Here is a 17,823-nt window from a genome sequence, read left to right as displayed (position 1 = left end):
ATGCAGATCGGCGTCGTCGGATTGGGCCGCATGGGCGGAAATATCGCCCGCCGTCTCATGCGCGCGGGGCACCGCGCCTTCGTCTTCGACTCCAACGCAAAGGCGCGCGCGGCTCTAGCGCAGGAGGGCGCGACGCAAGCGGATTCGCTTGCAGAGCTCGTAAGGGCGCTGGACAAGCCGCGCGCCGTCTGGGTCATGCTGCCGGCGGGAGAGATAACGGAGGAAACCGTCCAACGACTGGGCGAGCTGCTCGAGGCGGACGACACAATCATCGACGGCGGCAATACTTTTTACAAGGACGATATTCGCCGCGCGAAAGCGCTGAAGGAGAAAGGCGTTCTTTATGTGGATTGCGGGACCTCCGGCGGCGTCTGGGGTCTCGAGCGCGGCTACTGCATGATGATCGGCGGCCCCGAGAACGCCGTCGAGCGCCTCGATCCGTTTTTTGCGGCGCTCGCGCCCGGCGTCGGCGAGATCGCGCGCACGCCGGGCCGAGACTCGGCCGATACGCGCGCCGAGCGCGGCTACATCCACGCGGGTCCCGCCGGCGCTGGGCATTTCGTGAAGATGGTGCACAATGGCGTGGAATATGGCCTCATGCAGGCCTACGCCGAAGGCTTCGACATCCTGCGCACCAAGGACTCGAGCGAGCTTCCCGAGGACGAGCGATTTGCTCTGAACATTCCCGATATCGCGGAGGTCTGGCGGCGCGGCAGCGTGATTTCCTCCTGGCTTCTCGATCTCTCCGCCGCGGCGCTGGCCAAGGATCCGGAGCTCCAGGGTTTCTCTGGCTTTGTCGAGGATTCCGGCGAAGGCCGCTGGACCATTGAAGCGGCGATCGAGCAGGCGACGCCGGCGGAGGTGCTCTCCTCCGCGCTCTATGCCCGCTTCCGGTCGCGACGCGGGCACGGCTTCGGCGACAGGCTGCTTTCCGCCATGCGCTTCGGATTCGGCGGACATGTCGAAAAGAAGGAGGCCGACGCCTCGTCTCGCGACGCAGCGGAGTAGATCATGACTGAGGACGGATGTCGGGACGGCATGCCGCGACAGGCGCGTAAGCGGCCTGACCCCTGCGCCATGGTGATCTTCGGCGCGGAAGGCGATCTGACGCATCGGCTGCTCACGCCGGCGCTCTACAATCTCGCGCGCACGAACAGTCTGCCGGAAGAATTCGCGCTGATCGGCGTCAGTCGCGGCGACCTTTCCTCTCAGCAGTGGCGCGAGAATCTGCACGCTACGCTCGAGCGCTTCGTGGGCTCGCGCGCCGAGTTCAGCGCGGCCGGCATCGACGAGCGGGCTTGGGCCAAGCTCTCGGAGAAAATGATCTATCTCAAAGGCGACGTCACCCGGGCGGAGACCTATGAGCAATTGACGAGCGAGCTGGAAAGGCTCGAGGCGCGCAATGTCGTCTTCTATCTTGCCGTGGCCGACCGCTTTTTCGAAACGATCATCGAGGAGCTTGGGGCGGCGGGCCTTGCGCGTGATCATCCTCGAGCCGACGGCGCCCCGCCTTATTGGCGTCGGGTCGTGATCGAGAAGCCCTTCGGCCACGACCTTGCTTCCGCACAGCTCCTCAACGAACGCATCCTCCGCGTCCTGCGCGAGGAGCAGATCTTCCGCATCGACCATTTTCTCGGCAAGGAAACGGTGCAGAGCATCATGGCTCTGCGCTTCGCCAACGGCTTCTTCGAGCCCATCTGGAACAGGGATCGCATCGATCATATTCAGATAACCGTCGCCGAAACGGTCGGGGTCGAGGGGCGCGGCAATTTCTACGAGGCGACCGGCGCGCTGCGGGACATGGTCCCGAACCATGTCTTCTCGCTCGTGTCGATGATCGCCATGGAGCCGCCGGTGGGCTTTGACGCGATGTCGATCAGAGCCAAGAAGGCCGAGGTCTTCATGGCCATGCCGCCCGTAAGGCTGGAAGACGCCGTGCGCGGCCAATATGGCGCCGGCGTGGTCCTCAATCAGCAAAAGCGCGCCTATCGCGATGAACCTCGGGTCTCGCAGACCTCCAATGTCGAAACCTATGTCGCGATGCGGCTGGAGATCGACAATTGGCGCTGGGCCGGCGTGCCGTTTTACATCCGTACCGGCAAGCACATGTCGCAGCGCTCGACCGAGGTCGCGATCTGCTTCAAGCAAGCGCCCGCCGCCACCTTCCAGCACACGCCGGTGGAATGCCTCACGCCCAACTGGCTCGTGCTCGGCATCGCGCCCAAGGAGGCGATCTCTCTGCAATTCGACGTCAAACGGCCAGGCGCCGTCGTCGATCTCGCCGCCGTCAGAATGGACTTCCGTTATGAGGACTGGTTCCCCAAGGAGCCCAATGTCGGATACGAGACGCTGATCAGCGACGTCATGATCGGCGATCAGACGCTATTCATGCGCGCCGATATGGTGGAGGAGGCGTGGCGCGTCGTGCAGCCGGTGCTCGACGCCTGGCGCTCGACCCGGCCCGACTTTCCCGACTATCCCTCCGGCCGCGACGGTCCCGCCGCCGCGGACGCGCTGCTGAAGCGAGACGGACGCCGCTGGCGTGCGGTGGCGCCGCAGCTGGAAGTCGCGAGATGACCAAACATTCGCGTCCTCGCCTCGTGCTCGCCGACGTCGACGGCACGCTCGTCACGAACGACAAGATTCTGACGCAAGAGGCGATGGCGGCGGCGAGAGAGCTCAACGAGGCGGGCATGGAGCTCTCGATCACCAGCGGGCGTCCGCCACGCGGCATGTCGATGCTCATCGAGCCCCTGTGTCTCACGGGCGCGATCGCCGGCTTTAACGGCGGCGTGTTGGTCCATCCGGATCTTTCGGTCATCGAGCGGCGCACGCTTGACCCTGGGGCAGCCGTCGAGGCGTTGAGGCTCATCCTCGACAAGGGGCTCGACGCCTGGCTCTACACCGAAAGCTCTTGGCTTATTCGAGACCCCGACGCTCCGCATGTCGCGCGCGAACGGCGAACCGTCAAATTCGATCCGGAAGTCGTCGCGCGTTTCTCCGACGCGCATCTGGCTCAGACGGTCAAGATTGTGGGCGTCTCCGACGACTTCGCGCGTGTCGCCGCTTGCGAGACGGCCGCGCAGGAAGCGCTTGACGGCAAGGCGAGCGCAACGCGATCTCAGGCCTATTATCTCGACGTGACCCATCCGCAGGCCAACAAGGGCGACGTCGTGGAGACGCTGGCGAAGCTGTCTCGGATCTCGCCAAAGGACATCGCGACGATCGGCGATGGCCCAAACGACGTCTTGATGTTCAGGAAGAGCGGCTTTTCCATCGCCATGGGCAACGCCAGCAACGCGGTGAAGTCCCAGGCCGACGCTGTGACGGACAGCAACCAAAGCGAGGGCTTCGCCAAGGCCATGCGGAAATATTTTCTGGCGGCGTGACGCAGGCCCATGGGAGGGCATGGAGATGACGAAGCCGTCGCAAGCGGAGCTGAAAATCCTGCTCGACGATGAGACGTTGGCGCAGTCCGCCGCGGCTTGGCTGACGGATCTCGCCAGATCGAGAGAGGGGCGCCTCGCCATCGCGCTCGCTGGCGGCTCGACACCCAAGCGAACTTACGAGCTGCTCGCCGAACCGCCCTTTCGCGATAAGTTCCCCTGGTCGCGGACGCATTGGTTTTGGGGCGACGAGCGCTTCGTGCCGCACGACGATCCGCGCAGCAATTATCTGATGGCGCAGAAGGCGCTTCTTTCACGCGCGCCGATTCCGCATGTCAACATCCATCCAATTCCGACGGTCGGGCTGTCGCCACAGGCCGCGGCGGGGGCTTATGAAGCGGAACTCAAGTCCTTTTACGGCGCACAAGAACTCGACCCGCAGAGGCCGATCTTCGACGCAATGATCTTGGGACTGGGTGACAATGGCCACACTGCCTCGTTGATGCCGGGCGCGTCCGCCTTGGAAGAGCCTCGCGGTTGGGTGGTAGCGGTTGAGGGGGTTGCGAGTGAGGCGCGCATCACCCTCACCTATCCAGCGCTCGAAAGCTCTTTCGAAACGGCCTTTCTGATCGCCGGCGCCGGAAAGCGGAGCGCGTTGAAGCGCCTGCGCGCGGACGACGCCGGCATTCCCGCAGGGCGGCTGCGCGCCGAGGGCGCGTTGCGCATCTTCGCGGACGTCGAGGCGGCGGGCACGGTTTTAGGGTAGCTGTTGCCCGTGTTTCGCGCGCGCGAAACGGACCGCGGTGTTGATGAGCCCGATGTGACTGAAGGCCTGCGGAAAATTGCCGAGCTGCCGCCGGGCTCGGGGATCATATTCCTCTGCGAGTAGTCCGAGGTCGTTGCGCATGGAGAGGAGATTTTGGAACAGGGCGCTCGCCTCGCTGAAGCGCCCTTGCTGGACGTAATTCTCAACGAGCCAGAAGCTGCAGGCCAGGAACGCGCCCTCGCCGGGGGGCAGGCCGTCGACACCGCTCTCGGTCTCATAGCGCATCACCAGCCCGCTGCCATCCAGGAGCACGCGCTCGACCGCCGCTAGCGTGCCGCGCACATGCGGGTGGTCGGGAGGCAGGAAGCCGACGAGCGGAATTTGCAGCAGGCTCGCATCGAGACGTCGAGACCCGTAGAACTGAACGAAACTGCCGAGCTTCTCGTCGTAGCCCCGGACGCAAACCTCCGCGCGAATCTCGTCGGCGTTTCGACGCCAGCGGCCGGCGATCTCCGCATCGCCATTGCTCGCCGCGATCTCGGCCGCGCGATCGAACGCGACCCAAGCCATGACCTTGGAATGCGTGAAGTGCTGCGGCTCGCCGCGCACCTCCCAAATCCCTTCATCGGGCTCGCGCCAGATCGACTCCAGATGTTCGAGGACCACGCGTCCGACAGCCGCGCTATGGCGCGTTGTGGTCAAGCCGCCGAGCCGCGCCTCATGTATCGCGTGCAGCACCTCGCCATAGACGTCGAGCTGGCGCTGATCCACGGCTGCATTGCCGATCCGGACGGGGCGCGAACCCCCGTAACCGGATAACCAGGTCAGCTCGCGTTCAGGCAACTGCTTGGCGCCCGTGACGTCATAGAGAATTTGCATTTGCGCGGGGCTGCCGGCCACCGCGCGCAAGAGCCAATCGCGCCAGGCCTTCGCCTCGTCGTAGTAGCCCAGGTTCATCAACGCGCCGAGCGTGAAGGCTGCGTCGCGCAACCAGCAATAGCGATAGTCCCAATTACGCTGGCCACCGAGGCGTTCCGGGAGAGAGGTTGTGGGCGCCGCGACGATTCCCCCAGTCGGCTCATAATTCAGCGCCTTGAGCGTGAGCAAGGATCGCTTCACTTCCTCCTCCCAGTCGCCGACGGAAGGACAGGGATGGAGCCATTTGCGCCAGAATGCTTCCGTCTCTGCGAGGGCCTGCTTGGGGTTCAGAGGCGCCGGCGTTCTTCCATAAGATCGCGTATAGCTCAGCGCGAAGGAGACGGTTTCTTCCGCCGCGACCGTGAACTCGCCGCTCGAGCGCATGTCCTGGCCCTGGAGCGCGACCGGGCTCCTCAATATGAGCCCGTCGGGCCCGGCTACGGCGTAGAGTCCGGGCTCGTCCTCCAATTGCCTCACCCAGGGAATGCTGACGCCATAATCGAAGCGAATGACGAGCTCAGTTTGAAACTCCACGCGTCCGGATTCGCCGACGATGAGGCGGACGATATCGCAGCCTCCGGATTTCGGCATGAAGTCGATGAGAGTCGCGATCCCGTCTTTGGTCTCGAATGTCGTCTCCAGGATGAGCGTGCCGTCGCGATATCTTCGCGTGACGCGCGCGGACGAATCCTTGGGCGTGATCAAGAACCTGCCATTCTCCGGCGTTCCCAGCAGCGCCGCGAAACATGCGGCGGAATCGAAACGAGGCGGGCAGAACCAGTCGATCGAGCCCGACTTCGACACGAGCGCGGCGGTTTCGCAATTGCCGATGAGGCCGTAATCCTCGATGGGCGTCGCCATGCCGCTCTCCCGACTTCGATGCTACAGACCGTAGAGCGCGGCTGAAGAAAGTGGAGGTCGGGGCGCGGTCGCTGGTCGCGACCCGGCGGCAGCATGCTGAAACAGCCGGTCACTCAGCAGGCGTCTGGAGACTCGCTTTCATGCCTGGCTTCAGCGCCGCGCCGGGGTTTTTCGCTCTGACGACAACTTGACCGCCACCGTGCCCGGACTCGATGCGGAGGACCTCGCCATCGAAGCTCTGCTTCCGAAGTTCTTCGACCGTGAAGCTCACCCGCTCGCCCGGCTTAAGCGCCCCTAGAGAGGCAGGCGAGGAGACCCTGAATGCGATTATGGCCTCCTCGGGCGCGAACAAAAAGAGCAGCTGCTTTGCATCCGCGTCGACATCTTGGCCCGCCTGGATGTTGCGCGCAAGCACGACGCCATCCGTCGGCGCAACGATCTTTGCGTCATCCTGCCGCGCTTTCGCAGCGTCGAGCTCCTGCTGAGCGGACGCGGCGTCGCGCTCATCGCGGCTGAGCGCCGCTCGCAAGGCGTCGACGCGCGCTCCCGCGGCCGGGCGCCGAGCGCTACGAGCTTGGGCCGCGGCGAGCGCGGCCCGATCTTGCGCTACACGCGCCTGCGTCGTGCGCAGCGCGCTCTCGCTTTGCGTCATCGCCTGCTTGAGGGCGGGCGCGTCGATCGTCGCGCAGAGCTGACCCTGTCGCACATGCGCGCCGGCCTCGCAGTCGACGGATCGGACGAGCCCGGAGACCTTGGCTGCGACGCGTATCGGGCTCGCGGCTTCGATGACGCCGCTCGCGGCGCGAGATTGGCCCGGCGCCGGCGGCGCCATTTGCGCCATCGGCTCCATTTGCGCCATCGGCGGCATGTTCAGGTTCATATGATACATGATCCAGAGCGTGCCGCCGATCACGAGCGCCACGATCAACGTGCCGAATGCAAGCGCCAGCGAATTGTTCACGCTGTCCGGCGCCGTCGTCAGATGGAGGAAGAACGCCAGATGCACGCCGATCTGCGCAACCGCGAGGACACTGAGCGCCACCGGTATGCTCGGGCCCCACAACCAGTCGGAGCCCGTGAAGAAAAATGCGAGGGCCGTCAGCAGGGCGGAGAGGACGAGGCCAAGAAAATAGCCCTGCGCGCCCTGCCAAAGCTCCTGGCCCCGCGTCTCTTCGGCGCCGGGAGCTGTGTCGAGCGCCAAGAGCTCCTTATGATTTGCTGTCATCGGGCGACTCCGACAAGATAGACCAGCGTGAAAATCGCGACCCAGACGATGTCAAGCATGTGCCAGAACATGTTGAAGCAGAGCAGCCGCCGCCGGATGTCGGCGCGAAATCCCTTGACGAAGAGCTGCGCCATCATTGTTGCGAGCCAAAGGAGCCCGACGCTCACATGCGCGCCGTGACATCCAACCAGCGCGAAGAAAGATGACAGAAAGGCGCTGCGTTGAGGGCCGGCGTCAGCCGCGATCATTGTCGCGAATTCGTGGAACTCCAAATAGAGAAAAGCGGCGCCCAGAAGGCCCGTGACGAGAAGCCCCGCCTGGGTCCAGGCCAGGCGCCGCGTCTCGGCGGCAAGGGCCGAGAGCCCGCAGGTGAAGCTCGATAGGAGCAAGCACGCCGTCTCGATCGCGACCCTGGGCAGGTCAAAGAGTTCGCGGCCTGTGGGACCGCCGTCCACCGCCGTCTGCAACACCGCATGCGCCGCAAAGAAGGCGGAGAACATGACGATGTCGCTGATGAGAAAAATCCAAAAGCCATAAGCGACGATCACGAGCGTCGACGCCGGACCGCCCTCGCCATGACCAGGCGCCTCGGCGCTGGTGTGGAGCCCCGTCGCGTGGGGCAAGGTCGCTGTCGCAGTCGCCGTCATGCCCTTTCCTCCGCGCTGGCCCTGCGCCTCAACCATTCCTCGCGCGCGCGCCGCCTTTCGCCGTCTATCCGCTTAACCTCGCTCGCCGGGATCGCGTATTCGTCTTCATCGCGCCAGGCGAAGACGACGAAGCCGGCATAGGCGAGGACGAGCCCCAGAATGACCATCCACCAGATATGCCAGATCAGCCCGAAGCCGGTGATGGTCGCAAAAAAGGCGCTGACGAAGCCGGTGGCGCTGTTCTTTGGCATCTCGATCGCCCGATACTCGCCCGCCGCCGACAATTGTTGCGTCTCGATCGCGCGCTGCTTGATCGCCCAATAGGGCTCTTGGTCTTTCACGTCCGGCAGAAAGGCGAAATTGAACACGGGCGGCGGCGAGGCCGTCGACCACTCCAGAGAACGCCCGTCCCAAGGATCCCCGGTCTCGTCGCGAAGCTCGGCGCGGTCGCGGATGCTCAAGACGAGTTGAGCAATTTGACAGATCATCGCGACGGCTGAGATCGCCACGCCCACGGCCGCGATCAAAACGAAGGGCCGCCATTCCGCGACCTCATAATGCTGCAGCCGTCGCGTCATGCCGAGCAGGCCCGCGGCGTAAAGCGGGAGAAACGTCACGTAGAAACCAATGAACGTGAACCAGAACGCCGCCTTGCCCCAGCCCTCGTGCAGCCGAAAGCCGAAAGCTTTCGGAAACCAGTAGACGACGCCGGCGAAGGCCGCGAACACCACGCCGCCGATGATGGTGTTGTGAAAATGCGCCACGAGGAAGAGGCTGTTGTGGAGCTGGAAATCGGCGGGCGGCACAGCGAGCAGCACGCCGGTCATGCCGCCGATGACGAAGGTGAGCAGGAACCCGAGCGACCAGAGCATCGGCGTGTCGAAGCGAATGCGGCCGCCGTACATCGTGAATAGCCAGTTGAAGACCTTCACGCCCGTCACGATGGCGATGACGCTCGTCGCGATGCCGAAAAAAGCGTTGACGTCGGCGCCGGCGCCCATCGTGAAGAAATGGTGCAGCCACACGATGAAGGAGATGATGCAGATCCCTAAAGTTGCGGCGACCATGGAGCGATAGCCGAACAAGGGCTTGCCGGAGAATGTCGAGATCACCTCGGAGAAAATGCCGAAGGACGGCAGCACGAGGATGTAGACCTCCGGATGTCCCCAGGCCCAGATCAGGTTGATGAAAAGCGCCATGTTGCCGCCGGCCTCGTTGCCGAAGAAGTGGAAGCCGAGATAGCGGTCGAGCGCGAGCATGATCAGCGTCGCGGTCAGAAGCGGGAAAGCCGCCACGATGAGAAGATTGGAGGCGAGCGCGGTCCAGCAGAACATGGACATGCGCATGTAGCTCATGCCGGGCGCGCGCATCTTGAGGATCGTCGTGACGAAATTGACGCCGGTCATGAGCGTGCCGACGCCGGAGATCAGGAGCGCCCAGATGTAATAGTCGACGCCCACCCCCGGCGAAAAGGGAAGCTCGGAGAGGGGCGGATAGGGCAGCCACCCCGTTTTCGCGAATTCGCCCACGACAAGCGAGATGTTGACGAGAAGCGCGCCGGTCGCGGTGAACCAGAAGCTCGTCGAGTTCAGCGTCGGGAAAGCGACGTCGCGGACGCCGAGCTGCAGCGGAACGACGAAGTTCATCAGGCCGATGATGATCGGCATCGCCGCGAAGAAGATCATGATCGTCCCGTGGGCGGAGAAGATCTGATCGTAGTGATGAGGCGGCAGATAGCCGGGGGACTGATAGGCCATGGCTTGCTGCGAGCGCATCATGATCGCGTCGATGAAGCCGCGCAGCAGCATCACGAGCCCGAGCAGAACATACATGATGCCGATGCGCTTATGATCGACGCTCGTGATCCATTCGCGCCAAATGTAAGGAAAATGCCCCTTGAGAACGACCCAGGCGAGGACGCCGAGCAGCGCGAGGACGACCACGGCTCCGGCGACGAGCGGAATGGGCTGATCCCAGGGAATAGCGTTAATCGTGAGCTTGCCGAACATCGTCACTCCATCGGTTCAGCATGCCCGGCCGGCAGGCTGGCGTCGCTCTGAAGTCGGCGCGCCGCGACCTTTTCGAAAAGCGCGCGATCGATCGATCCGTAGAGCCGTGGTGGGGACGCTGCGCGCTCGCGCGCGAGCGCCAGATAGGCGTTCTCGTCCAGAGCGGTCCCGGATTTTCTCGCCTCAGCCGTCCACTGGGCGAAAGACTCAGGTGGAAGCGCACGCAGCAGGAAATGCATGTCGGCAAAGCCGGCGCCGCTATACTGGGCCGACAGGCCGTAATAGGAACCGGGGCGATCCGCCTTGAGGTGAAGCTCGGTCACCATGCCATTCATCGTCGCGATCATGCTCCCGAGCTGCGGCACGAAGAACATGTTCATGACGGTGGCCGAGGTCAGCGTGAAATGCACGGGTCGATCGGCCGGCACGGCGATCTCGTTGACGCTGGCGACGCCCTCCTCCGGATAAATGAAAAGCCACTTCCAGTCGAGCGACACGACTTGGATCTCGAGCGGCTTCTGCTCTCCGGCGAGCGGACGGGCGGGATCGAGGTCATGCGAGCCGATCCAGATCACGCCGCTCAGGAACAAGACCACGAGGAGCGGAATGCCCCAGACGATGAGCTCGACGCGACCGGAATAAGTCCAGTCGGGGCGATAGGTCGCCCTGCTGTTCGAGGCGCGAAACCACCAGGCGAAAGCGATCGTGGCGAGAAGGGTCGGGACGACGATCATCAACATGATCGCCAGGGAGTTGAGCAGAATCTGCGCATTGCCTGCGCCGACCGGCCCGCGTGGCTCGAGCACGCCGCCGGAGACCAATGCCTGGTTGAGCTCTGAAAGAGCGGCGCTCGCTCTGGTTGTGGAAGGCGCAAGGGACAGGAAATGTGGCTGCATCATTCACGCAGTCTCCCTCAAGCCGATCCTACAGCCGCGCCCAAGTTGGCTGTCTCGGGCCCATCTAGGCTTAAGCGTGGCGTTGTCTACACCGCCTCCTTAACATTTTTTCTGTGAGCGAAAATGCGGCGGTCCGACGCAGCCCACCGCGCGATCGCCCGCCAGGGTCCCAGGAGCCTCAATGATGGATCAGAGCCAGCAGAATGATGATCGGGAGCGGAACTCCGAGCATCCAGAGGAGAATGCTGCGTCCCATTGTGTCCTCCTATCGCTGTGAACGCTCTCGCGGCGCTCGCACAAGATGGCCGAGGTCGACGTCCTGATCACGGTGTCTTCCGCCCAGCCGCGTGGCTCCCCAGGCGGTCGCCGCGCCGACGGCGAGAGTCGCCGCGGTGAGGAAAGCGAGATAAATGCCAACCTTGCGCGCCTTGTTCGCGTCCGCCTTCATCTCGGACGCGACGCGGTTCACGCGATCGGCCGCTGTGGCCGGCGGCGCGCCCGCGCCCGTGACGACGCTCGAGAGGTAGGACTTGTCTTCGTTGGAGAAATCTCCGCTGGGATTCTCCGCCACCAGGCGGGAGACGAAGCTTCTCGTCGCATCCGAGACCGGATTGGCTCCCTTGGCCGCCGCGACGCCTTCGCCGCGCAACAAGAGATCGACGTAACGATCTGTCGGCGCAAGCCCTTTGTCGGCGGCCGTCTTCGCGATTGCGCCCACCGTGGCCGCGGCGAGAAGCGCCCCCGCCACCGCTGCGAGCGCCCATACGACCAGTCCGTGCAGGCAGTCGCGCACGTCGCGCGCATGCGGCGAGGCGCCTTCGCTCGGGCGTCTCAATCGGCCCGCGACATAACCGCCGGCCGCAAAGCTCGATACGGCCACGAAGATCATCCAAATGCCGAGCGCCACATAGAAGAGCACGGGCTGCGGACCCCTATAGGGCAACGTCGCAGAAAGGCCGATCGCCGAGCCGAATGTCGCGGCGATAAAGGAAACAGCCACCGCTACCATGGCGCCGGCAAAAATCGCGGGCCAATCGACGAACCCATGGGCTCGCGATGCATAGGCGCGCTCTGGCTGCGCCAGCGCTGGGGAATTGACGACGTCGGTCATTTGCAAGCCCTTTCTCTGTCCTGTGCGCGCCGATCAGCGAAAGCCGAGGAACGAGAGAATGGCCAATATGATGACCACCAACCCCACGAGATAGATGATGCCGTCCATGATCGTTCTCCCAGACTGAAAGGCGAGATCAGGCGGAGCGGAGCCGTGTCTCTGCTCGTTTTGCGCCGCGCGCTATTCGAGCTTCAAACGCGACCGCGTGAACGAATGTTCCTGCGCATGGAAAAATTTGCGCGACGCGTCTTCGCGCCGCGAGCTGCGAGAGAGTCTGCACAGAGCGAGCGCGGCCGAAGCCGCGCCCGATCGTAGACGCTCACATTCAGGGGGTAGTAGAGCTATTGCCTTGACCGACCGCGCCACTGCGATTGACGCCGGTTGAAGACCCAGGGTCGCTGGAGCTCGAACCGAAACTCGAACCGGACCCTGTTCCTTGGGTCCCGCTCCCGAAACCTGAGCCGAGCCCCGCTCCTGTTCCCTGGTTTCCCGTTCCCATGCCGCCCGAGCCGATACCCGAGCCGGCGCCAGCTCCGGAGCCTGCGCCTGCGCCGCCGCCCGCTCCCGCGCCACCGCCGCCGCCGCCGCCAGCGGCAAACGCGACGCCGTTCGAGATGAGCAAGGCCGCCGCGATCGCAACGCTCGCCTTCGATTTGATCATGATTTGCTCCTCGACTTTCCCTGGAGCCGCGCGCCAGGGAATTAAGCAGAGGGTGAGATCTCGCGCGCCGCTTACAAAGCAAGCGTGACGTAATTGTTATTCTGCGCTAGCCGGAATCCACGGTGTTGCGTCGCACGTATCAGTGCGCGGCGCATGCGCTTTCTTGATGCACGGCGCGTGCGCTTTCTTGCACGAGCTTGATCACGAATGCGAATTTTTGCGCGACCTTGGGGGAAAGCACGAAAGGATAGAGATCCGGTTGCCCCATCGATCTGTTCAAGTTGTTAACGGCGAAGGCAAGGTGCAGCCAAGTCTCGACGAGATCGTTCACATCAACGGCGCGGTACGGGTCGAAAGCGACGGCGAGCTCCATTCTGTTGAACGGCCGCAACGAAACCCCCATTGCGCGGGCGGTTTCGAGCGTGTCCACGATATGGAGATAATGAGCGAAGGTTTCCGCAAAGTCCTCCCACGGGTGGCTCGTGGCGTAGGCGCTGATGAAGCCTTCGCCCGGGTCGGTGATTTTGCGCTCGTAATGGCTTTTCAAAGCCGTCGTGTAATCGATTCTTTCATCGCCAAAGATCTCGCGGAAGGCGTCGATATGGTCGCCGTCCCGAACGAGCCGGTCCCAATAATAGTGGCCGATCTCGTGACGAAAATGTCCGAGCAGCGTGCGATAAGGCTCGCCCATCGCGTTGCGATGGCCCTCACGGGTCGCGTCATCGCTTTCTTCGACCGTAATGGTGATGACCCCGTTGCTGTGGCCCATCGTGGGTTTCGAGCCCGCGCCGGTGTCGGCGACGAAGTCGAAGACGAGCGGCTCCTGCGGGTTTTCGATCGGCAATCCGAGCCTGATCAGGCTGTAGAAAAGGCGTCGCTTGGCTTGCTCTGTCTTCTGCCACATGAGCTGACAGCGAGGATCTGAGAGATCGGGGATTGTGCGGTTGTGCCGGCAGGCGAGACAAAAGTCCTCGCCGGGCTCGGTGAGCCAATTGCACCCATGCAATTCCCAGTTCTTGCAAAATCGATAGCGGCCATCCCCGCTCGCTGCCGCGATCCAATGGTCTCCCCGGGGCTCGACCGCGGTCATCTCCAGGCGTTCCGGCAGGAACCCCAAGTGATGGCCGCATTTTTCGCAACGCGTGTTCTCGAAGACGATCGTCTGCCAGCAGGATGTGCAGTGAAAGCTTTTCATGGGGCAGCCGTTGGCTTCGCGGGGTCGTGATTCCTTGCCGCAAGCATCGCTGCAAGCAGGACCCCTTCTAACGCGCAGGCGGCTCACTTGTTCCCGGTTTTGGCCGGCTTCGGTCAAGGAAGAAAAAGACGTCTCCTTCTTTGCGGACGCCCTCTCTGGGCCAGCAACGGAAACATTTTGCTGGGGCAAAAGTTTACGTCATTCGATGGTCGCCGTGTTCCCGTGAGCGTGATCGCGACCTAAGCGCGTCATCGCTATCGTCGCTCGTAGGATTGCCTGCGCTTCCATTTGTCTAATGTATCGTTGGCGCGCCGAACCTGGCGCTGGGTCTCTGCTCCCAGACATTCGCGATAGCGGAACACGTTCGCAACATAGGATCGGACCCGGCGCTCGCATTCGTCGGTAGGGTAGGACGTTGCAGGCGCATCGACACAGTCGGGCGGTCGGGGGGCCACACAATGATTGAAGCCCGACGAGGGGTCGTCCGTCGCAGGAGCGCCGAACAAATTCGCAGCAATGAGAAGGCCGCCGCCGAACACGCGGGTGGTCACCGAAGTTCCCCCTCACCTTCGGCGGCGACAGAAAACCGTGCGAAACTTGGGAAGGGTTGCAGCGGGAGCCCTGCGTTAATTCTCAAAGTCGTTGGCGGCGACGCACATGAATTCAAAGAAGGCCTCCCAGCCCGCCCGAAAGCTTCCGCTCGGCGAGTCCTCCGACGTGATGGGCGCGGTAAAAGCTTGGCGAACTTCATTGAGATATGTTGCTAGCGCGTTTCCCGCTCGAACGGAATCGTTCGAGCGATAAGGAATCGCGCCAAGTCAGAAAGTTAGAGCATGTCATGACCGGAAAACCGCTTCGCACTTTTCCGTGACATGCTCTAGTCGTAGAAACTTTTAACACGAAGGTCGCGCCGCGCGCCACTTCGAAGCTTGAAGTATTATTTTTGGGGACCCGGCGGCTGGGCCTGCGCAGCGCGGGGCTTCCCCTCGAAACAGCCATCTTCGCGGTTCGTCGCCCGCCAGTGGGCGCTGTGGCCAGGGATGTCCGACGGCAGAGGAGCGTGGCGCTGGCAATGGCCCGCCTGCTCCCACCATTTGGCTAGCTGGTCGCGCCGGTCCACGGGCGTGAGGCCTCCCTTGCGGAAAGACCAGTAGGCGCAATGCTTGCAGAGCGTCATCGACGGAGGCGTGCCGTCGGAGGCGCGCCATTCTGCGCAAAAATCCTCATGAAAGGTCTGCGCCCAATGCGCTACCTCGTCGCGATTTTCGCCCGGCGGCGGCGCCCGCAGCCGACACGCGCCGACATGCGCGGTCACGCGTTGCCAATGAGCGCAATCGCCGCAGCGGGATCTTTCGGGCCTAGTTTCCGTCATGTGCCGGCTCGTTGACTTGGACGACGGCCCGCTCCGCGAGCGCTGGACTCGCGACAGACCAGCCGCCGCCTAACGCCACGATCAGCGCGACGTTCGCCTCGAGCCTGCGCGTCCGCACCTCCAGCGCGGCGCGTTGCGCCTCGAGCAGCGTGGTCTGCGCAATGACGACATCGAGATAATTGGTCGCGCCGTCGCGATAGAGCGTGAGCGAGATATCCAGCACCTTTTGCGCCGCGTTCGACGCCGAGTCCAGGCTTCGCTGCTCCCCGGCGAGCCAGTGCAAGTTGGAAAGCGAGTCCTCGACCTCCTGATAGGCCAAAAGGACAGTGGCGCGATAACGGGCGGCCATTTCGAGATAGGCGGCGTCGGCGCGGGCGAGATCGGCGGCGCGCAGGCCTGCATCGAAGATCGGCAGCGTGATCGCGGGTCCCAGGGTCCAGATACTGTTACGGAAGTTGAACAGGCTCAGCCCGGTGTCCTGCGTGCCCCCCATAAGGTTGATCGTCACGCGCGGGAAGAACGCCGCTTTGGCGACGCCGATCTCGGCGTTGGCGGCGGCGACCTGGCGTTCGACAGCGGCGATGTCGGGACGGCGTTCGAGAAGATCGAGCGGGACCCCCGGCGGAATCTTCGGCGCGAAGACGGAGAGCGAGGCTGGCGGGATCGTGAAGGACGAGGCCGGCTTGCCGATGAGCGAGGCGATCGCGTGTTCAAGAAGCGCCCGGCGCGATTTGATGTCGAGCAATTGCGCGCGGGTGTATTCGAGCTGGGCTTGCGCCCGCGGCTCATCCGCCGGCGCGCCGATCTTCCCGTTAACGAGCGTCTTCGCCAAGACGAAGGCCTGCGTATAGGCCCGCACCGTGTCTTCGAGAAGCTTGATCTCTGAATCCAGACCGCGCAGAGCGACATAGTCGCGAGCGAGCTCGGCCTGCAGGCTGAGGCGCACGGACTCGAGCTCGGCGGCGGCGCTTTCGCTGTTGGCGACGCTGGCGTCGACGGCGTTGCGCACGCGGCCCCATAGGTCGACTTCATAAGACGACTGAAGCGTCAGCAGATTGTTGCCGTAATGGTCCGGCTCGTTGAGCGGCCGGTTGTCGGTCAGCTCGTTGAAATAACCCTGTGGGGTGAAGGCCCTGTTGGATTTGCGAAAGGGGCGGTGTTGCGATTCCTTGTTGGCCGTGAGGCTGTTGTTGAGATCGACGTGCGGCATCAGCGCGGAGGTCGCCTTGGCCGAATAGGCTCGCGCCTGGGCGAAGGAGGCGACCGCCGCCGCCAGATTGGGATTGGCGGCGTCCACCTGCTCCTCGAGCGCGTCGAGCAGATGATCGCCGAGCGCGCGCCACCACGGGCCCCGGGGCAGATCGTCGCGCGGACGCGCTTCCTGCCAGCTGCCGCCTCCCTTTCCGCCCTCTTTATATTTGACGGGAACCTCGACCGGCGGCGGCGTGTAGGAGGGAGCAAAATTGCAGCCGGAGAGCAGGAGAGGAACGACCAGAAACAGAAGGCGGCGAAAGCGCGCTAGAGCGCGATGCGAAAAAGTGGAGAACGGTTTCTCGCGTGAAGCAGGCGCGTCTGTCGGCTCTTGCGCAGCGGGTTTCACTCCTTGGCCCCCGCCTTGGCGACAGCCTGCGATGGGACGATTCGCACCACGTCGCCGTCGTTCAAGGTCTGCAGCGGGTTGAGGATCACGCGGTCGCCGAGCGAAGGCCCCGAGGAGATTTCGATTGTTGCGCCGAGATCGCGCACGATTGTGATCGGCTTGATCGTCACCTTGCCGTCGGCGCCCACCGTGGCGGCCGCCAGCGCGTTCCTCTGAAAGAAGACGCCAGAGGCGGGAATGCGCCTGACGCCGGAGCGTCCGGGCAGCTTGAAATGAACCTCGGCATAAGATCCTGGCAGCAGCAGCCCTTCAGGATTATCGGCGACAAGCTGGACGAGCAGGGAGCGCGAGTTTTCCGCGATGGCGTTGGAGGTCGTCAGCACCTTGGCCGTGAACAGCCGCGCGGGAAATTGCGCCAGCTTCAATTCGGCGGTCATGGCGGGTTGAATCGACGCCGCGAAAGCCTGAGGCACGCCGACATAGATTCGGACCTGATGGATGTCGGCGACGGAGAAAAGCTCCGTCTTGCTGTCGGGACCCACGAGCGCGCCGATATCGACGTTGCGGGCCGTGACCACGCCGGCGAAAGGCGCCGTGATCTGCAGATAGCTTGTCAGCGCGCGGAGTCGTTCGACATTGGCGCGCGCGGCCTCCACCGCGGCCTGCTTGGCTTGGTAGTCGCCGCTCTTCTCGTCGGCGCTCTGCTGCGAGACGGCGGTAGAAGCGCGCAGCGCCGACCAGCGTTTGGAGGTGAGCTTCGCGAGCGCAAGCTCCGCCTCCTCCCGAGAGAACTCGCCCTTCGCCTGCTGCAGCTGCTGGTCGAGCTCGGGAGCCTCGACGGTCGCAAGCACATCGCCGGCCTTTACCCTGGCGCCGATATCGTATTTCCAGTCGCGGACGAAGCCCTGCACCCGCGCGCGAATGCGCGCGTCGAAGAAGGATTGGACGTTGCCGGGCAGGATGATCTCCTCGACGGCGGGCCCCGGCTGCGGCGTGACGACCGCGACCGTCGGGATTGCGCCTTGCTTCGTCGCTTCGGCGAGCTCTTTGAAGTCTTTGCTGCGCACGAAAATGCCTGCCGCCGCCAGCGCCAGCGCAACGAGAGCGGCAAGGGCGAAGCGGCGCCGGGATCCGCGCGGCGCTGTCTTCTCGCTCTGCTTTTCTGTCGTCGTCATG

General features: G+C 63.7%; 15 protein-coding genes. 4 read left to right on the top strand and 11 right to left on the bottom strand.

The window, feature by feature from the left end; translation table 11 throughout:
- From gnd to pgl, 4 genes are read left to right on the top strand one after another with little or no spacing between them, the layout of a single operon-like run.
- Positions 1-1,008, top strand: coding sequence for a phosphogluconate dehydrogenase (NAD(+)-dependent, decarboxylating) (gene gnd / locus QMG80_RS00680; RefSeq protein ID WP_085771068.1), 1,008 nt, complete (start codon positions 1-3; stop codon positions 1,006-1,008).
- Between the two features lie 3 nt (positions 1,009-1,011).
- Positions 1,012-2,577 carry a glucose-6-phosphate dehydrogenase gene (gene zwf / locus QMG80_RS00675; protein ID WP_085771067.1) on the top strand — a complete coding sequence of 522 codons (1,566 nt, stop codon included), beginning with the start codon at positions 1,012-1,014 and terminating at the stop codon, positions 2,575-2,577.
- Positions 2,574-3,389, top strand: coding sequence for a Cof-type HAD-IIB family hydrolase (locus QMG80_RS00670; protein WP_085771066.1), 816 nt, complete (start codon positions 2,574-2,576; stop codon positions 3,387-3,389). The genes zwf and QMG80_RS00670 overlap by 4 nt, the downstream gene beginning before the upstream one ends.
- A 25-nt stretch (positions 3,390-3,414) precedes the next feature.
- Complete coding sequence (gene pgl, locus QMG80_RS00665; RefSeq protein WP_085773584.1) at positions 3,415-4,152, top strand: 6-phosphogluconolactonase; 738 nt, start codon at positions 3,415-3,417, stop codon at positions 4,150-4,152.
- Here pgl and QMG80_RS00660 read toward each other — a convergent pair.
- The 11 genes from QMG80_RS00660 to QMG80_RS00605 form a co-directional block, all read right to left on the bottom strand.
- A complete protein-coding gene (locus QMG80_RS00660) occupies positions 4,144-5,931 on the bottom strand; it encodes a glycoside hydrolase family 15 protein (RefSeq protein WP_085771065.1) in 1,788 nt (595 codons plus the stop codon). The two genes, pgl and QMG80_RS00660, sit on opposite strands and share 9 nt — an antisense overlap.
- A 109-nt stretch (positions 5,932-6,040) precedes the next feature.
- A complete protein-coding gene (cyoD, locus tag QMG80_RS21555; protein ID WP_158658658.1) occupies positions 6,041-7,156 on the bottom strand; it encodes a cytochrome o ubiquinol oxidase subunit IV in 1,116 nt (371 codons plus the stop codon).
- A complete protein-coding gene (locus QMG80_RS00645) occupies positions 7,153-7,803 on the bottom strand; it encodes a cytochrome (ubi)quinol oxidase subunit III (RefSeq protein WP_085773583.1) in 651 nt (216 codons plus the stop codon). The genes cyoD and QMG80_RS00645 overlap by 4 nt, the downstream gene beginning before the upstream one ends.
- Positions 7,800-9,812, bottom strand: a complete 2,013-nt coding sequence (gene cyoB / locus QMG80_RS00640) for a cytochrome o ubiquinol oxidase subunit I (protein ID WP_085771064.1) — start codon at positions 9,810-9,812, stop codon at positions 7,800-7,802. Before cyoB ends, QMG80_RS00645 begins: the two co-directional genes overlap by 4 nt.
- 2 nt (positions 9,813-9,814) lie before the next feature.
- The gene (cyoA, locus tag QMG80_RS00635; protein ID WP_085771063.1) at positions 9,815-10,711 is read right to left on the bottom strand and encodes a ubiquinol oxidase subunit II; all 897 of its coding nucleotides are present in this window, start codon (positions 10,709-10,711) and stop codon (positions 9,815-9,817) included.
- 262 nt (positions 10,712-10,973) lie between these two features.
- A complete protein-coding gene (locus tag QMG80_RS00630) occupies positions 10,974-11,819 on the bottom strand; it encodes a hypothetical protein (protein ID WP_245300133.1) in 846 nt (281 codons plus the stop codon).
- Positions 11,820-12,144: 325 nt separating this feature from the next.
- Positions 12,145-12,480, bottom strand: a complete 336-nt coding sequence (locus tag QMG80_RS00625) for a hypothetical protein (protein ID WP_158658657.1) — start codon at positions 12,478-12,480, stop codon at positions 12,145-12,147.
- A 139-nt stretch (positions 12,481-12,619) separates the two neighbouring features.
- Complete coding sequence (locus QMG80_RS00620; protein ID WP_085771061.1) at positions 12,620-13,675, bottom strand: zinc-binding metallopeptidase family protein; 1,056 nt, start codon at positions 13,673-13,675, stop codon at positions 12,620-12,622.
- A 937-nt stretch (positions 13,676-14,612) separates the two neighbouring features.
- Positions 14,613-15,047 carry a hypothetical protein gene (locus tag QMG80_RS00615; RefSeq protein WP_158658656.1) on the bottom strand — a complete coding sequence of 145 codons (435 nt, stop codon included), beginning with the start codon at positions 15,045-15,047 and terminating at the stop codon, positions 14,613-14,615.
- Positions 15,034-16,647 (bottom strand): efflux transporter outer membrane subunit, encoded by a 1,614-nt coding sequence (locus QMG80_RS00610; RefSeq protein ID WP_245300131.1) that lies wholly within the window; start codon positions 16,645-16,647, stop codon positions 15,034-15,036. The genes QMG80_RS00615 and QMG80_RS00610 overlap by 14 nt, the downstream gene beginning before the upstream one ends.
- A complete protein-coding gene (locus QMG80_RS00605; protein WP_085771059.1) occupies positions 16,644-17,822 on the bottom strand; it encodes an efflux RND transporter periplasmic adaptor subunit in 1,179 nt (392 codons plus the stop codon). Before QMG80_RS00605 ends, QMG80_RS00610 begins: the two co-directional genes overlap by 4 nt.
- Position 17,823: the final 1 nt, after the last annotated feature.

The organism is Methylocystis bryophila (genome assembly GCF_027925445.1).
Lineage (GTDB): Bacteria > Pseudomonadota > Alphaproteobacteria > Rhizobiales > Beijerinckiaceae > Methylocystis > Methylocystis bryophila.
The sequence above is the reverse complement of the archived record's forward strand: the minus strand, read 5'-3'. Positions and strand labels throughout refer to the sequence as shown.

Bases quoted from the DNA above. Each gene is read 5' to 3' on its own strand.
- QMG80_RS00630 (WP_245300133.1), bottom strand. From the start codon at position 11,819: ATGACCGACGTCGTCAATTCCCCAGCGCTGGCGCAGCCAGAGCGCGCC.
- cyoA (WP_085771063.1), bottom strand. From the start codon at position 10,711: ATGATGCAGCCACATTTCCTGTCCCTTGCGCCTTCCACAACCAGAGCG.
- QMG80_RS00660 (WP_085771065.1), bottom strand. From the start codon at position 5,931: ATGGCGACGCCCATCGAGGATTACGGCCTCATCGGCAATTGCGAAACC.
- zwf (WP_085771067.1), top strand. From the start codon at position 1,012: ATGACTGAGGACGGATGTCGGGACGGCATGCCGCGACAGGCGCGTAAG.
- QMG80_RS00670 (WP_085771066.1), top strand. From the start codon at position 2,574: ATGACCAAACATTCGCGTCCTCGCCTCGTGCTCGCCGACGTCGACGGC.
- gnd (WP_085771068.1), top strand. From the start codon at position 1: ATGCAGATCGGCGTCGTCGGATTGGGCCGCATGGGCGGAAATATCGCC.
- QMG80_RS00620 (WP_085771061.1), bottom strand. From the start codon at position 13,675: ATGAAAAGCTTTCACTGCACATCCTGCTGGCAGACGATCGTCTTCGAG.
- QMG80_RS00625 (WP_158658657.1), bottom strand. From the start codon at position 12,480: ATGATCAAATCGAAGGCGAGCGTTGCGATCGCGGCGGCCTTGCTCATC.
- cyoB (WP_085771064.1), bottom strand. From the start codon at position 9,812: ATGTTCGGCAAGCTCACGATTAACGCTATTCCCTGGGATCAGCCCATT.
- cyoD (WP_158658658.1), bottom strand. From the start codon at position 7,156: ATGACAGCAAATCATAAGGAGCTCTTGGCGCTCGACACAGCTCCCGGC.
- pgl (WP_085773584.1), top strand. From the start codon at position 3,415: ATGACGAAGCCGTCGCAAGCGGAGCTGAAAATCCTGCTCGACGATGAG.
- QMG80_RS00615 (WP_158658656.1), bottom strand. From the start codon at position 15,047: ATGACGGAAACTAGGCCCGAAAGATCCCGCTGCGGCGATTGCGCTCAT.
- QMG80_RS00605 (WP_085771059.1), bottom strand. From the start codon at position 17,822: ATGACGACGACAGAAAAGCAGAGCGAGAAGACAGCGCCGCGCGGATCC.
- QMG80_RS00645 (WP_085773583.1), bottom strand. From the start codon at position 7,803: ATGACGGCGACTGCGACAGCGACCTTGCCCCACGCGACGGGGCTCCAC.